The organism is Flagellimonas sp. 2504JD4-2 (genome assembly GCF_053642935.1).
This window is the reverse complement of the sequence record NZ_JBSIOV010000005.1, coordinates 189424-203892: the sequence shown is the minus strand read 5'-3', so window position 1 is coordinate 203892 and position 14469 is coordinate 189424. Positions and strand designations below refer to the sequence as shown.

At 37.9% G+C, this 14469-nt stretch carries 18 protein-coding genes; 2 read left to right on the top strand and 16 right to left on the bottom strand.

Annotated elements, in window-relative coordinates:
• The first annotated feature begins 2 nt into the window (after positions 1-2).
• Positions 3-581, top strand: a complete 579-nt coding sequence (locus ACULLH_RS17910) for a RidA family protein (protein ID WP_454090113.1) — start codon at positions 3-5, stop codon at positions 579-581.
• 16 nt (positions 582-597) lie between these two features.
• On the opposite strand, the gene ACULLH_RS17905 is transcribed toward ACULLH_RS17910, so the two are convergent.
• Complete coding sequence (locus tag ACULLH_RS17905; protein WP_454090112.1) at positions 598-1569, bottom strand: GlxA family transcriptional regulator; 972 nt, start codon at positions 1567-1569, stop codon at positions 598-600.
• Between the two features lie 226 nt (positions 1570-1795).
• Between ACULLH_RS17905 and ACULLH_RS17900 the strand changes: the two genes are divergently transcribed.
• A complete protein-coding gene (locus tag ACULLH_RS17900; RefSeq protein WP_454090111.1) occupies positions 1796-2959 on the top strand; it encodes a hypothetical protein in 1164 nt (387 codons plus the stop codon).
• Between the two features lie 179 nt (positions 2960-3138).
• Here ACULLH_RS17900 and ACULLH_RS17895 read toward each other — a convergent pair whose 3' ends face one another.
• The 15 genes from ACULLH_RS17895 to ACULLH_RS17825 form a co-directional block, all read right to left on the bottom strand.
• Positions 3139-4593: a nicotinate phosphoribosyltransferase gene (locus ACULLH_RS17895; protein ID WP_454090110.1), complete on the bottom strand. Its 1455-nt coding sequence runs from the start codon at positions 4591-4593 to the stop codon at positions 3139-3141.
• 103 nt (positions 4594-4696) lie between these two features.
• Positions 4697-4924: a hypothetical protein gene (locus tag ACULLH_RS17890; RefSeq protein ID WP_454090109.1), complete on the bottom strand. Its 228-nt coding sequence runs from the start codon at positions 4922-4924 to the stop codon at positions 4697-4699.
• A gap of 112 nt (positions 4925-5036) precedes the next feature.
• Positions 5037-5765, bottom strand: a complete 729-nt coding sequence (locus tag ACULLH_RS17885) for a metallophosphoesterase (RefSeq protein WP_454090108.1) — start codon at positions 5763-5765, stop codon at positions 5037-5039.
• Between the two features lie 2 nt (positions 5766-5767).
• Entirely contained in the window at positions 5768-6310 is a 543-nt protein-coding gene (locus ACULLH_RS17880) for an RNA 2'-phosphotransferase (protein WP_454090107.1), read from the bottom strand.
• Positions 6307-6810 (bottom strand): O-acetyl-ADP-ribose deacetylase, encoded by a 504-nt coding sequence (locus ACULLH_RS17875; protein ID WP_454090106.1) that lies wholly within the window; start codon positions 6808-6810, stop codon positions 6307-6309. Before ACULLH_RS17875 ends, ACULLH_RS17880 begins: the two co-directional genes overlap by 4 nt.
• Positions 6800-7222, bottom strand: a complete 423-nt coding sequence (locus ACULLH_RS17870; protein ID WP_454090105.1) for an ADP-ribosylation/crystallin J1 — start codon at positions 7220-7222, stop codon at positions 6800-6802. The genes ACULLH_RS17875 and ACULLH_RS17870 overlap by 11 nt, the downstream gene beginning before the upstream one ends.
• A gap of 1 nt (position 7223) precedes the next feature.
• Positions 7224-7769: an NADAR family protein gene (locus ACULLH_RS17865; protein WP_454090104.1), complete on the bottom strand. Its 546-nt coding sequence runs from the start codon at positions 7767-7769 to the stop codon at positions 7224-7226.
• A complete protein-coding gene (gene prs / locus ACULLH_RS17860) occupies positions 7766-8599 on the bottom strand; it encodes a ribose-phosphate diphosphokinase (RefSeq protein ID WP_454090103.1) in 834 nt (277 codons plus the stop codon). The genes ACULLH_RS17865 and prs overlap by 4 nt, the downstream gene beginning before the upstream one ends.
• Positions 8600-8661: 62 nt before the next feature.
• Positions 8662-9354 carry an NUDIX hydrolase gene (locus tag ACULLH_RS17855; protein ID WP_454090102.1) on the bottom strand — a complete coding sequence of 231 codons (693 nt, stop codon included), beginning with the start codon at positions 9352-9354 and terminating at the stop codon, positions 8662-8664.
• 111 nt (positions 9355-9465) lie between these two features.
• Positions 9466-10722: a DUF2314 domain-containing protein gene (locus ACULLH_RS17850; protein ID WP_454090101.1), complete on the bottom strand. Its 1257-nt coding sequence runs from the start codon at positions 10720-10722 to the stop codon at positions 9466-9468.
• A 137-nt stretch (positions 10723-10859) separates the two neighbouring features.
• Entirely contained in the window at positions 10860-11612 is a 753-nt protein-coding gene (locus ACULLH_RS17845; RefSeq protein ID WP_454090100.1) for a hypothetical protein, read from the bottom strand.
• The gene (locus ACULLH_RS17840; protein ID WP_454090099.1) at positions 11605-12300 is read right to left on the bottom strand and encodes a hypothetical protein; all 696 of its coding nucleotides are present in this window, start codon (positions 12298-12300) and stop codon (positions 11605-11607) included. The genes ACULLH_RS17845 and ACULLH_RS17840 overlap by 8 nt, the downstream gene beginning before the upstream one ends.
• A gap of 55 nt (positions 12301-12355) precedes the next feature.
• Positions 12356-13450 carry a DUF695 domain-containing protein gene (locus ACULLH_RS17835; RefSeq protein ID WP_454090098.1) on the bottom strand — a complete coding sequence of 365 codons (1095 nt, stop codon included), beginning with the start codon at positions 13448-13450 and terminating at the stop codon, positions 12356-12358.
• Entirely contained in the window at positions 13451-13885 is a 435-nt protein-coding gene (locus ACULLH_RS17830; RefSeq protein WP_454090097.1) for a hypothetical protein, read from the bottom strand.
• Positions 13886-13888: 3 nt separating this feature from the next.
• Positions 13889-14467 (bottom strand): hypothetical protein, encoded by a 579-nt coding sequence (locus tag ACULLH_RS17825; protein WP_454090096.1) that lies wholly within the window; start codon positions 14465-14467, stop codon positions 13889-13891.
• Between the last annotated feature and the right edge of the window lie 2 nt (positions 14468-14469).

The following is a 14469-nucleotide window of genomic DNA, read 5'->3' as shown; positions in this document are numbered from 1 at the left end:
CCATGAAAACCATTCTTAAAGGAGCTCTTCTTTTAGTGTTGATGGCGTCCTGTGTAATATCACATGAGAAAAAAGAAGAAGCTACCCAGACTGATGTAGTTGAAGAAAATAGTGACCCAGATTATAATCCTGAGGCCAATTTAAAGGACTTGGGAATAGAATTAAGCACGCCTTCGCCTCCCGTAGCAAACTACGTCAATGCCGTTCGTACTGGAAATCTCATTTTTTTAGCTGGGAAAGGACCTTTGCAGTCCAACGGAGAGTACATCACTGGAAAGGTGGGTGAAGATTTGTCCATTGAGGAAGGATATTATGCGGCCAGGGTGACGGGCATAAATCAGTTGTCCGTGCTTAAAGCCGAGCTGGGCGATTTGAGCAAGGTAAAGCGAATCGTAAAAGTGTTGGGCATGGTAAATGCGGCACCAGATTTTGTTGATCATCCCAAAGTGGTCAATGGATATTCCGATCTTATGGTCCAGGTTTTTGGAGAAAGAGGTAAGCATGCACGTGCGGCCGTAGGAATGGGTTCGCTTCCGACCAATATCGCCGTGGAAATTGAGATGATTGTTGAGGTAGAGTAATTGGTTTGGATCGGCCTTAAATTTTAATGGCCCCTCCAATCTCTTTTTTCCAAATTCTCTGAAGCTGTCGACTACTGGCGTAGCCGCATTCAGCCGCAATTTGCGAAACCGTCAAGGATTTGTTGTGAACCAGGTGTTTGGCAAGTTCAATCCTTAGTTTGTTTTTAAATTGGGTGATTGATATGCCGAGCGTTTTTTTAAATATCCTCGTAAGGTTTCTTTCACTTGTGTTCACAAGACCGGCGAGCTCTGAATTCGTGTAGTTTTTCTTCAGATTGGAACTAATAATATTTTGGGTGTAATGTACCAAAGGGTTAAAATGTGTTTTGTAATCCAAATAAAAACTCTGCTGGTTTTCATTCCCTAACCGTCTAATGAAAATCAACAATTCCAGCGACAGCCGAGCCGTAAAAACGGGTCCATGGTCATCTTCAACTATGGCAAGGGTGGAATCAATATTAGAGGACATACCAGCACTGGTGACTATATTCTGGTCTTTAATGAATATTTTACTTTCAACAAATTTGATTTTAGGATAGTGGGTCTTCAGATGTTCCGCGCATTTCCAGTGGGTAGTGCATTCTTTTCCATCAAGTATTCCAGTTTCCGCCAAGAGCAAAGTTCCCGAACCTATAGAAAAAAATTGCGTTCCTTTCGCATCTTGCCTTTTTATCCATTTTGCCCATTTGTCTTGATTTATCGCTAGTTGATTATTTAAGTATGCATCCAGATCAACTCCGGGTAAAATAATTAAATCATCCACCTGTGGATTCACCGATTCATAAGGTAGAACATTGGACAAAGCAAGCCCTTGAGCCGATAAAATAGTGGACTCCGAAGAAATAAAATACAGTTGGTAAATTTCGGGAATAAGGGCATTTGCCTCCCAAAAAACTTGACAAGGACCAGCTATACCCATGAGGTGGGTTCCCGGGTGGAGATAAAAAAATACGTTTCTCCTTTTGTTTATAAATGGATACTGGTCCATGGTTTTGCTCAAGAGAGTTTATCACTGTCCTTAACAGACGCTTTTTTGTCCTAAAAGGGTGTTCATTTTGGTCGCAAATTGACTACCCAATTATCTAACTTGGAGACCAAAGGCCTTTTGGTAGGGATATATTGGGTGGCTGATTTGGATTGCACACCGTTTCAATGGTCCAATGATAAATTAAATTTATCGAAACAGTGGGAATAACAAATAAATAAGGTGTAATATGAAAGTCCAATCTAAAAATTACGGTAAGTCGCACTTGTATAAATTAATGATGGTTGTTCTGATTTCATTTTTGAACATGCACATCCTGAGTTGTCAACATAAAATTCCCGAAGCATTTAAGGATTTTGAGAAGGTGTACAGCAAGAAACTGGATGCCGAATACGATGAATACAACTTTTGGAATGGGCATTGGAAGGTGAATTGGCAAACTTGGCAGGAATTGGACAAATATCGATCTACAGGGTATGCCATGCACCGAGTTTTTTCAGCTTTGGATGGGAAAGCGCTGATTGAGCTTGCATATAGTGATTCCATTGTACAAGGAAGCAAAACTGCTGGATTCAGTATTCGGTATTTTGATGCTGCTCTGAACAAATGGGTCATGTTGCAGAGTTGGCCTGGAAAGAACTCCCCTAACATATCATCACTCAAAGGAACACATCATCATGGTCGGATTCAATTGTATCAACATCGAAAAACTACAAAAGCAAGAAAGAATGTCCCCGTTGGTACCCCGTACGTTAATAGATATACTTTTTCAGATGCGCTTCCGAATTCTTTGCGTTGGGATTCGAGCATCTCATTGGATTCCATGCGAACTTGGTTTACCCGAAGTATAGCTGAATCGAACCGAATTCCTGACTTTGATACGTTGAGAGAAGCCAATACCGACTATTGGTTCACCTATGGTGATGGCTACAATTGTGATGATACCATACTTGATAATATTAGACCATTTCTAGGGGAATGGGAAGGTGAAACTGTATATTTTGAGGATGGTAAGAAGAAAACTGTGAAATCTTCCAGAGTTTTGATGCCTTTTCTCAGCAATTGTGCGGTTTTCGGTTATCAGATAATCGAAACAGAAGGAATCTCCAAGAAGGAAATCATATTCGCAACATATCTGCCAAAGACATCTGAATGGGTTTTTTATACGCTCAATAATGTCAAAGGGGACAGCCAAACACTTTATTTTTCAAGGTCATTGGATAAAAATGGCACCACATTTAACAAGAAGGATTTGTTTGGGGTGGAGAGTTCGAATGAGACAAAGAACATCAAATGGAAGATAAATGAGGAAAGCAAATTTGAAATAAATGGCTATGACACGAACGGCCTATTGGTATTTAGAAGATTAATGGAAAAAAATCCCGAGGAATAGGAAAACAACATTTTCTAAATAAAGGCTTAAATAGGATTCAAAACAAAACCCCGCAACTATGAAAGTTACGGGGTTTGTTGTGGTACCTCCAGTACTTAGTTGTTACTTTATCTTACAGCATGTTCAATGACATTCTGCGATCATCGGAGCAGAAAAGGCTTATTTGACTACTAGTTATGTTAGGTAGTTTTTGCCCTATTTCTAATTTCAGTCAATGACTCTTCGATGATTAGTTTTCCATCCCTAAAAACTTCTCTTAGTTCACCTTCTTTTTCCTCTTCCCAGGATACCTGGTCAACGAGCTGGTATCTGCCATTTAATTTGGTGATTTTTAGGAGTCCTTTGGCAGATTTTTTGGTACCATCATCAGTGACTGGGTTTTTGAAAATCTCTCTTCCAACTCCGTTGACTTCTCCATATGTTGCCTTCATGGCAAAGCCAAAAGTATCACGGGTATTATATTGGTAAGTAAAAGACCCTATGCCCAATACAACATTTGTGGAGGCAAAACCTTTCTTTTTAAGACGGTCACATATTTCAGTGGCTCTTTCCAAAGTTATGCTGTCCCCATAGATGGCTCCAATATGGGAATCCAGTTCCTTATACCCTTTGGTGTTGATAGTACCACCGAATACTTCCCAAAGCAGTTCTATGACACCTTTTCGTTCTTTGAGGGTTTTTCCATTGGGATTTCCACAAATAATATCCACTGGGTCACCACTATCAGGACGAATAACAACCTTTCCATTTCGACCCAAAACTTCCTCTTTGAGATTTGGTAGATATTCAGTAAGCACTTTCCATAGATCCCAGGTATCTGAAACGATAGAAACTATACCATTTGGGTATACTTCGGTTATTAGTCTTTTGAAAGTTTCCTCCTCTCCAACATCTGTGCCCATACACATTACTGAATGTTCGGTGGCAGCTACCGACCCACCAATCAATTCGGTATCTGAATTTGCATTGTAATAGGTTTCCAAAAAGTCTATAGCGGGAATGGTATCGGTCCCTGTGAAGCTTAATAAATGTCCTATTGCACTCAGTTTGGCAGCTTCAAGCCCAGCCATACCACGCATAGAAAAGTCATGTCCTTGCCAGTCCACAAATTCGGGTATTGATGAAGTTTCCTTAGCGTATTTATCAAGAATTGTGCGGTACTGTTTAGCAATGGTCGCTGAATTACATGGCAACCATACTGTGGTGGATAGCAATGTTTCAAAGTAGTTTGTAAGCCAAAAGAATTCGGGTTTTGTATTATATATCGTAAACATCGGAACTTTTACGGGTACGGATACACCTTCGGGCAAAGCTTTTATGACCATTGGGATATAGCCCAAATCATGAAGTGCTCCTATATGTTGAACGCCTACATTGTTTTTGCCCAAATAATTGTTGATTCTTCGAGCGTACTTTGCGCAAACAGCCTCTTTAGGTTGATTAAAGAAATTATTCTCAAAATCTTCTATGATGTATTTTTTGATAAAGTATTGCAGGCCAAAAAAAACGATTTGGTCGATACCCTCAATTCTACTTTTTCTAGGTGTCCAATTGGAATACACCAAAGTTGTGTTCTCAGGGTATTGTCTTCTATGATCTACTTTATAACCGTCTGTGAATAATAATGGATTCATACTTTCTATATTTGCGTAAATTTTACACAAATATAAAAGAGCATTTCGATTCACCAAAATAATTTGTGTTTTTTTTACGCAAATTGTTTTAAATTACCTAAAATCAAAGATAATCGGAATGCTTTTTGACCAGGGCGATTACTTTTTTGGCATAATTTCTATCTAGTTCTTTGACATCTTCTGAAAGCTTTTCATATGGGACAAAAAAGGATTGCCATCTTGTGAAGGTTTCTTTCGATAGGTTTTCTTTTTGTATTAATGTTTTTGCCCACTCCATCCATTGTTGGTGTTCCAGTTCTGCCAATTGCTCTAAAAGTTCTTCGTTTTTCATGGTGTTTCGCTCTTTTCAGGTATTTAAATCTGTTTTAAGGGTTCCGTAACGGATTTCCCAATGCGGTATATTTTTTTGATGCAAGCTCTTCCTTTTTAAAGTGATGGAAAGTTTAGTTCCTTCCCTTTTCTTTGGGATAGAGTAGGGGTAAATTGTCGCTTTGCCAATATTCCTTTGTATTCACATCCATTATAGTGAGTTTGCCAGTAAAGGCAGCACCCGTGTCTATATTCCATAGGTTAATGGAGTTTATTGGTTTTGTTTCTCCATAGTTTGTGGTAGGGGTATGTCCAATATAGATTTCCTTATAAAGTCCTAACCGGGTCTCAATTTGAGATTGCTTTTCTTTTTTTACCTGTCTTAAAATCCTTGCTGCTTCCCAAAGAGTCCTATCCCAGTAGAAATCATTCTCGTTGTGTTCTTTTTCCACACCATGCATGGAAGTGAAGCCTGCATGAACAAAAAGACGATTATCATCATCAATCCAGTAGTTTTTTAAACCATTAAAAAATTCTTTATGACTTGGTTTGGTCAAAAAACCAGATTTTATATAGCTGTTAATGGTACCCTGGCCTCCATGTGCTAGCCAAATAGGGTTTGTAGCGCCCTTTTCGAGCCAAAGTTTGCACCATAAATCATGATTCCCTAAAACAAAAATGCATCGCTGTTCTTTGGATAAATTGATTAAATGCTCAATGACCTGAGCCGATTCACTCCAGCCATCAACATAATCCCCTAGAAAAATCAAGGTGTCATTTTTGGTGACCTTTGCTCGCTCCAATACCTGGGTCAATCCTTTTAAACCACCGTGAATATCACCTACAACAAGCTTTCTTTTCATCTTTAGTCTTTAAAGTCAATAAACATTGATGGTACAGAATCGGTTAACCAAACGCCATTTTCAGATTTATAGAACCGATGACCATTATTATGCATTTCCAAGGCCCAAATGTTTAGCAATACAGGTTTACCTCTTCTTGATCCAACACGGGATGCCGTCTCTCTATCTTCGCTTAAATGCACATGCTGTCGACTCATCTTTTTGAGCCCCTGCTGTTTAATGTTTGGAACGAACTTGGCTACCGTTCCATGATACAAGTACACTGGCGGAGTTTGCGTTTGCAGACCTAGGTCGACAGTTTTTAAGGAATGCCCTTGATTGGCGCGAATTTTAGTTTTGTCCTGATTCAAAGAGAATCGCTGCTTGTCATTTGTGACTACAACTTCTTCTAATTCATTGAACGTAAATCGTATCTTAGATTTCTTCAGGATTTCGGCAATGGAAGCCCAGCCATTTTCGTCCAAGCTCAATCCAATTTTTTCTGGTTGATGCCTTAAGATTAGGCTCAAAAATTTACTGATTTGTTTTTTATGCTGCTCGGTCATTTTTCTAATATTTCTTGATAAATCCTATAGTTCTCCTCATCATAACACACAAATATTACTTCTTTTATTATGAGATTTTCTTTAACTGTATCAATAGCTATTGAAGCTGCCAATTCTTTGGGAAACCTATATATCCCTGTACTGATATTTGGAAAAGCGATACTATTTACCTCAAAAGATTTTGCAAGAATTAGGCTGTTCTGATAACAGTTGCGTAATAGTTTCTCTTCATTGCTATTACCATTGTTCCATACCGGACCAACGGTATGGATGACATATTGGGCTGGTAATTCACCTGCGGTTGTTATAACAGCTTCACCAGTTTTGCAACCACCTTGCCTGTTCCTGATTTTTATACATTCTTCCAAGATACTATTCCCTCCAGCTTTATGGATGGCGCCATCGACACCACCGCCACCCAACAATGAAGTGTTTGCGGCATTTACGATGATGTCTGCGGATATTTTGGTAATATCGCCCTTTATATATCTAACTGTCATTATCGCTAAATCTTTCTAGTATTGTTTGAGATATTAAATGTGTTGCATTTTTAAACTTATCACCTTTGAAGACCTGAATTACTTCAATATTCCCAACTATGGCAGTATTGAAATCTTCCAAAGCTTCTGATGGAACCCATAGTTCATTGTGATGGGCTCCACCAACATTTTCAATTTTGTACTTTAAGAATTCGGCCATTTTTATCCGGAACTTGGTCACAAACCCCAGAAAGTTCCCAAATTCGTCAGCTGTGTTCCATTTTGAGGCGATTTCACAGGCATATTTTTCATTTAAAACAGGATAAAAAATAGGTTGCCACTCTAGTCTTGGAGGAAATTTTTTGAAGTTACTTTCTGCAATAAGAATAAGTTCCTTTTCGCCAATGGGCCGATATAAAGTTTTTGTTTTCATATTAGTTCAATTCATCCCTTACTTCTATTAATGCAAAACCTAAAAGGTTTTCACCTCTCCATAGGTTTGGATTCTCCGCATTGGCGTTGGATTGACTCATCCCAATACCCCAAATTCGATCTCTGGGGCTAGCTTCCACCAATACTCGATTTTTGGTGTTGAGTAGAAATTCCTTTAAACCGAGGTTCTGGGAAAATTTATGGAGGTTCCCCTGTTTTACAATTTCATATTTATTTCGGTTCCATTGCTCTTGGGAAAATTCTTCTACCCGTCTCCCCCATTTTTTAGCTTCCATTGGAGAATTGGATTGAAGTATTTTGTTCAGGTTATGATGATCATTAAACAATCGTGCTTTCTCAGCCATCATCCAATGCTCCGCAGTTTTGTAAATCGTCCCGTCAACGGCGAAAGGGGCGACCCACCATTGACTAAAGCAGCTTTTACCAATACCCCCGTCCTTGCTCGGAGTATGTCCCCAAAAGAAAAGAAATTTGATTTTGATTTTATGTTCAAAATCTTGGATTAGCTGTTGCCTATTGTATTTCATTTTTTCAACTTGATTTGTAGAAACTCATTCGAGCTCCCAATACTTCTAAAAGAATCGGTGCAATAAATTTTATCAAAGTATTGGCTAAGTTCATCCAGCCCTTTACTGAATATTCCATGACTAACCGCCAGATATAACTTTCCAGCATTTTTTTTCTTTAGTTCTTTGGCCAACCCTATGAAGGTTCCCCCGCCATCACAGATGTCATCGACAATCAAACAAGTTTTTCCCTGTAAATTTTCTGCATACACTTTGAAGTCTGAAATGTGTCCAGTTTTAACATCCCTTGATTTGGAGCATTCCACAACTTCAATTCCACCTAAAGCATGGGTTAGTTTGTATATTTTCTTTAGAGCTCCTCCATCTGGTGAAATAAGAAAGACTTCCTCTCCAATATCTTTTATGGTTTGTTTGATAAACTCGTGATTCGAAATCACGGTACAATTATTCAATAGGGCGGGAGTGACTTCTGAATGAGGGTCATATATGCTGATTTCATTCAGATTCAACGCATTTAATATATCCGTGTAAACCTTTATCGATAAGGGTTCACCACCCATCATTACCCTATCTTGTCGTGCAGCCGGGAAGTATGGAATAAAAACACTGATGTTTTTAATAGCTAACCTATGTAGTGCATCAACCGCCAATAACAGTAATCCAAAATCATTGAAGGATTGTATTCTATGAGTGATGGTCACATATTCCTCTTTGTCTATCGAGGACAATATTTTAATGTGCGGCTCGCCTCCATGGAATGTAAAACTATCAAATTCAATAGCCAGCTTATTGGGATATGGGTTGAAATTACTGTCAAGATTAAGAACCATATTGCGTTTATTTTACGCAAATGTATAAAGAGAAAATGAGCAAACCAAATTTTGTGTAAATTTTACACAAACTTAATTTCAAAATGAAAACCGTCAGATGATAGCTCTTTGAATTTCTTTTTGTTGAATTTAAAAAGCTTGGCAGGGCGACCACTTCCTATTTTTTCTATTTTATTGGTCTCCTGGATAATACCAAAGCTCAACATCTTTTTCCTGAAGTTTCTTCTGTCGATTTCCTTTTCTAAAATGGTCATATACAGGTTCTCTAAATCTGAGAACGGGAACTCATCATTTAGCAAATCAAAGCCTATAGGTTGGTAGCTGAGTTTAGATTTTAATCTTTGGTGAGCCGTATTTAAAATTGTCTGATGGTCAAACGCCAGTTTCGGAAGTTCATCTAAGTTGAACCATTGTACATCGGCGGCATCGGTATCTGCTCTGATGTTAAAATGATTTGGTTTTACCAAGCCAAAGTAACTTACGGAAAGTACTCTGTTGCGAGGGTCTCTTTCAGGAGCGCCGAAAGTGTAAAGCTGCTCCAAATAGTCAATGGTTATTCCGGTTTCTTCTTTCAATTCCCTCAGAACAGCTTCTTCAAGTGACTCCTCATCCAGCACAAGCCCCCCTGGCAAGGCCCATCGATCTTTAAACGGCTCAATCCCCCTTTTTATCAATAAAACGGATAAGGTATTTTTTGCCTCATATCCAAAAACTACAGCGTCTACTGAAACCTTTATGTCCTGTACAATACCCATTTATGCGTAAATTTAACACAAATATACGATGTAGTTGGTTTCTCGTAATGGATATTACAGAAAGATGGGCTGCCACCGCTCATTTTTCTGTAGAATAAATGCCTTGAGAATTTAGTTTTGCGCCCGAATTATTGCACCAGTTTCATTTCCTTCGCTGGTTCCATCAGCATGGTAATAAATGTAGTCGAATATGTCCGCTTGGTCGGCATTGACGATTGCCCCGGCCTTAAGGTCAGCAATTTCAAAAGGGTCGTTTTGAAGAATACCAATAATTTTTGACGCTTTCCATTGGGTGACCTCAATCCACATCCATTCTCGACCTCCATTATCCGTTTCGAAGGGGGCTTTTAGTAGTAAAGAAAAACCCGGTTCTAGCCCTTGATTGAAGAGTTTTTTGAGTTCTGGCAATTTTTGTTTTGCCCTGTTGCTGGCAGCTAGAACTTGATCGTCATGATTGATATACTGAATTTCATCTGTCGCCCCAAAGATTGTGCTTATCAGTTGCTGTTGTTCTTCCTGGGGTGAAGAAAAACCATGCCGATCAAAGATAATCTGATACTGTTCATTGTAGGCATCACCTTCTTGGGGAGCTACGGATTTTAAATTCAAAACCCCTTTTTTTTCAGCATTTTCTTCAAGGGAGGAAATTAAGCTATTCCTTAAGTTATCATTTCGAATTTTGGTGATGTCAACCATGATAGCAGACTCTTCCGTGATTTTGGGATTTTCAAACAAAGTTTGGCCAAGTAGGTTTATCAAACTCGCAAATGAGTTTTGATCATTGCAGCTAATGCCGCTAATTGAAATATCTGGTAAACAAAATTTCCCCATTCCCAAGGTCACCGCTCTACAAAAGCTACCCTCCCTATATAGATGAATTGTGTACTGACTTGTAATATCTTGACTTGAATCAGTGAATGTGGCAACCCTGTCCGATTTCCAAGAGCTTCTGTTGAACGATTCATAAGTCACATAGTCAGTGACAATTGATATGGACCTGTCTAGTAGATTGTCAATTATTGCGTTTATTTGGATATTATCTACGTTTACGTTTTCATTGGTCCCTGAGAAAGTGAGAAGCACAGCACTGGTTGGGTTCTGGAGGTGGTCCATTTCTTCTTGTGAAAGATTGTGGCCTGAATGTTGCAAATAACCAATATCGGGAGCAGGATACTCTTCTTTAGGGTTGATAAAATGAACGATTGAATACTCGTTGATTCCAGCTTCACTTGAAAGAGAATCTACCAATGTATAGTTTGGCAATAAGTCTGATGTTAACCGTTCGATTGTTTCAGAAGTGATCTTACCGCCTTCTTCCAACGAATAAATGCAATAGGAAGCATAGAATTGGTTATTCTGAATGTCCATTGAAGGTACTAGGGCAGCTGTGTTTTTCTTATTTTGAAGATTACAACCAAGCATAACTAAGGAAAAAATTAAGCTGTACTTTATGGGTGACTTTTTAAGAAACTGCATATAATAAGTGTTTACTGGGAGTTTAATGGTCAAATCTCCTTTTTCTTTGATTGAATAATGTCCTTTAGGTTGGACAACGAATTTTTGATATCAGCGGAGGAGGTCTTCTTTGTCAATAAATCCAATTTTCGTTCTAAAACATCAAAATTTGCTTCTGGGTATAGCTCTATCAATGCAACAAAATAATTGTCGATTCCTTGCGCCAAGAGTTTTTTTCCATCACCTGAGAACGCATTTTCATTATTTATCTCGTCCAAATAAATGTTGAAGTTGCTAATTAAAGTTTTCACATTTGAATTAATACGAAATATGGTGTTCAAAGCTTCCGGGTCATCAGAACTTGCTAGAATATCATCATTGCCAAGTTTGAAATACCTTAGTTGGAGTCCAAGACCAAAATGCCAAACTTTGAGCATTTCCATTTCATATAAATACTTGTCCTGAACATTCCTGGCTTGGTAGATATCTTGCATATCTCTCCATTCCTGGAAAAAAGCGGAAGCGACATTATTTTTATACTTCAATCCTAATTCCTCATCATTTAAAACCACTTCGTAATTTGTATGATCTGTAAGCTTTTCCACAATTGGTCTTGTTTCAGGATCGTCAAAAGAGGGTAGTTTTTCATCACTCTTGTAACCATATTTCAATTCTAATGTCACTTTTTTATAATCCTCCGCGTCCCAAAACCTTTTTTCCAAAGGAAATTCATTTTTTTCCGTTTTACAGGCTAGGGTAGTCAGTACAAGAATTAGCAACGGTAAGAAAGATGATTTAATCATTAAGTTTTATTTTAGGCTCTTTGTATTTATCGAGTAAATTTAACAAACTATCAATGGTGCGCTCGTATTTTTTTTGTTCACTGAAGACATAGCTGTGAAAAGTATCGTAGTCATATTGTTGTTGATACTTGCGCTCCTCATGCCATTGCATTTTGATCGCTGATTGTATTTTGATTTCGTCGGGATTTTCTATACGAGCTATTTCATGTTTTATTTTTCGGGCAAAAATTTCGGTGATCTTAAAGTGATATAGTTCATGGGTCAAAAGCTCTTTACTATTGGTATGTGTCTTATAAACGAAGGATTTTGAGGGATGAAATAAAGACCTCACCATCACAGAATCATCTTGAATCTCTGACTCTATTGTTGTCACTACATATGCAAATCTCTTATTTCCATAAAGTGATTTCTTGAAAAACTCCAACCCCCTAAAATTTTGAAATGTAATCTGATCTATTCTATCATAGGCAATAGGTTTTTCATAATCCAAATAATTCACTCTTGTAAGCAATATAAAAGCAATCGCCAAAGGGAGCAGCACCATAGTGCTATACTTAAAGATTCTTTTGAATTTTTTGAGTGGAATTTTGTTACCTCGTTTGCTTTCCCTTATAACGATGGCAAGCTGATAGAAAACGGGTGAAAAGTATAACCCCAATACCAAAGCCACTATCAGAATATCATTCATAGCCGATTTGTATTGGTTCTATCATAATATGCTGATTAATTCGGATAGTTATTCTTTAGTTAGGCATAAATCTATTGAAGGTTTGCCAATATTTGTCTTTGTAAACATCAAATTCAATCCCGATTTGCGGTTTGTATTGTTTTTGGATTTCATACAAGACCTTTGATGGTTTCCTGAAGTCAACACAGGCTAAATAAATTTCTCGGGAATTGTTCGCCGTTTGTCTGCCAACATTCAAGTATCCATCAGAGTCCTTAAGTTCGGTCATTATTTTTTCCTCAATTTCATTGAGCAAATCATAGCTGGATTGGTTAGGCATGCCATTGTTTGCCTTTCCGTCATATTTGATTTCCACAACAGCTATCCAAGGATGGGAGGCTTTACTGTCCCAGTTCAAAAGATCAGTATTGATAACGGCAAGTAAAGGGAGTCCGTTTTGCAACGTACCTTCCATACCTGAATAATTATCGTTTTCCGTGTCATGCCTCACGCCCTTATATTTCTCAATGAATTCCTTCTCCCTCCAAATCAAGTAATCTCTCAGTTTCTCTAATGGTATTAGTTCTTTCTCTGCTTCAGAAGGATTTATGAATTTTACGAAATCAATAGTAGTGATTGAGTTTAACTCCCCAAGTGAATTATCCAATGCAAGGAAGACCCCATTAGTGATCACTTCTTTGGTCTTCTCAGAGTAATCTTTGTGAGCTATCACTATCTCAATTTCATCTGGCATATCAGGATGTTCAACAGGATAAAAACTTATAGAGCTTTCATCAAATGTGTAGCCATCCATTTCAATTCCGAATTGATTGGAATCCGAGGGCTGTTTTAATGCCGTGATTTGCCAATTTTTCATTTTTGGAGCAGCTTTGACCAATTCTTCCACAAAGACGATATTCTTAATGACCCCATCTGCTGTTAGAATCAGTTCAGCCTTAGTTTCGCTGCACATTCCCGCCAAGAACCAGAATCCATCTTTAAGCTCCTTGAGTTTAGGTGCCAACTTGTCAAAAAACACCTTGTTTACGTTTCCTTGTCTTCTAATAACATCATAAAACTTTTGCTCGTTTTCCTGAAACCAATTCCAGAAATCAGAATAAGAATTTATTGGAGATTCTTTCTTGTCAAAAAAGGATTTTAAAAAGCTCATTTATTTAAGTTTTAAGTCACCAAATCTTGGAGCTAGAATTTTTTTCCAGCTTTTCGGTCCTGTAGCTTGTATATCAACATGGAAAAAATTAATTCTACGGTTGTTTTTTACAATAAACTTATCTGGAACATGGTTGGGCTCTTTTTCACTTTGTAATATTAGTGTGTCACCTATTACGCTATACCGGCCATAGTTCTCCTTTACCTTGAAGGGGATGTTTTTCTTGAAAAATCTTTTGCTTAAATATGTCTCCCTTAGTTCTAAAAAGGTACTATCCCTATTAATAATCAGTACTCCTCGTTGAAAAGTTCGCCCAGCAGTACCATTGTTCCAACCTTTGGAAGAGTAAACGATGCTAAATGCATCTTGGGAATATGAACCAAGTGTCCCAAGAATAAAAAAGAAGATTAAGGACAAAAGCGAATTATAATTCATCTACTATTTGAGTATTTGTGCCAAATAAACAATACCAAACATCCAACCAATATATAATATTGAATAACCCATTGCATAAACACCAGACATTCCTAAATCACCCTTTGTTTTGTTCGATTTGCTGAAAACCAACCGCAAAGCTCTAAAGAACACCCAATACAACATTGCGAGGATTACGAATAGCGAAACCCAAAATACAGCTTCCAATACGATCATAAGCACTACAAAAAGAATACTTATTGCAATCCAGACCAAAATTGATAATAGTAACCCTCCGAGACCATCACCCGTATCAATACTGGGTAAATCAAACCCAAAATCATGATGGTGAAATGTTGAGCCAGCTTCAAAACCCTTGAATTTAATAAAGTTGTCTATCAGCTCCACTCCCTTATACAATCCATAGGTCATAAAAAGAAATAGAGCAGTGCCAATAATGATGAGAGAAATGTAAAAGTTGCTCTCAACGCTTCTATGGTAGTTGATACCTGTAAAATATACGGTTGCAATCGTCAAGAGAACCACAACCATGGAGACAATGAATACAGATTTTCCTTTTAGGTAGGTTTTTTTTGCTTTCAAAG

Bases quoted from the DNA above. Each gene is read 5' to 3' on its own strand.
- ACULLH_RS17835 (WP_454090098.1), bottom strand. From the start codon at position 13,450: ATGAGCTTTTTAAAATCCTTTTTTGACAAGAAAGAATCTCCAATAAAT.
- ACULLH_RS17845 (WP_454090100.1), bottom strand. From the start codon at position 11,612: ATGATTAAATCATCTTTCTTACCGTTGCTAATTCTTGTACTGACTACC.
- ACULLH_RS17850 (WP_454090101.1), bottom strand. From the start codon at position 10,722: ATGGACATTCAGAATAACCAATTCTATGCTTCCTATTGCATTTATTCG.
- ACULLH_RS17905 (WP_454090112.1), bottom strand. From the start codon at position 1,569: ATGGACCAGTATCCATTTATAAACAAAAGGAGAAACGTATTTTTTTAT.
- ACULLH_RS17855 (WP_454090102.1), bottom strand. From the start codon at position 9,354: ATGGGTATTGTACAGGACATAAAGGTTTCAGTAGACGCTGTAGTTTTT.
- prs (WP_454090103.1), bottom strand. From the start codon at position 8,599: ATGGTTCTTAATCTTGACAGTAATTTCAACCCATATCCCAATAAGCTG.
- ACULLH_RS17910 (WP_454090113.1), top strand. From the start codon at position 3: ATGAAAACCATTCTTAAAGGAGCTCTTCTTTTAGTGTTGATGGCGTCC.
- ACULLH_RS17865 (WP_454090104.1), bottom strand. From the start codon at position 7,769: ATGAAATACAATAGGCAACAGCTAATCCAAGATTTTGAACATAAAATC.
- ACULLH_RS17870 (WP_454090105.1), bottom strand. From the start codon at position 7,222: ATGAAAACAAAAACTTTATATCGGCCCATTGGCGAAAAGGAACTTATT.
- ACULLH_RS17890 (WP_454090109.1), bottom strand. From the start codon at position 4,924: ATGAAAAACGAAGAACTTTTAGAGCAATTGGCAGAACTGGAACACCAA.
- ACULLH_RS17885 (WP_454090108.1), bottom strand. From the start codon at position 5,765: ATGAAAAGAAAGCTTGTTGTAGGTGATATTCACGGTGGTTTAAAAGGA.
- ACULLH_RS17880 (WP_454090107.1), bottom strand. From the start codon at position 6,310: ATGACCGAGCAGCATAAAAAACAAATCAGTAAATTTTTGAGCCTAATC.
- ACULLH_RS17895 (WP_454090110.1), bottom strand. From the start codon at position 4,593: ATGAATCCATTATTATTCACAGACGGTTATAAAGTAGATCATAGAAGA.
- ACULLH_RS17875 (WP_454090106.1), bottom strand. From the start codon at position 6,810: ATGACAGTTAGATATATAAAGGGCGATATTACCAAAATATCCGCAGAC.
- ACULLH_RS17830 (WP_454090097.1), bottom strand. From the start codon at position 13,885: ATGAATTATAATTCGCTTTTGTCCTTAATCTTCTTTTTTATTCTTGGG.
- ACULLH_RS17900 (WP_454090111.1), top strand. From the start codon at position 1,796: ATGAAAGTCCAATCTAAAAATTACGGTAAGTCGCACTTGTATAAATTA.
- ACULLH_RS17840 (WP_454090099.1), bottom strand. From the start codon at position 12,300: ATGAATGATATTCTGATAGTGGCTTTGGTATTGGGGTTATACTTTTCA.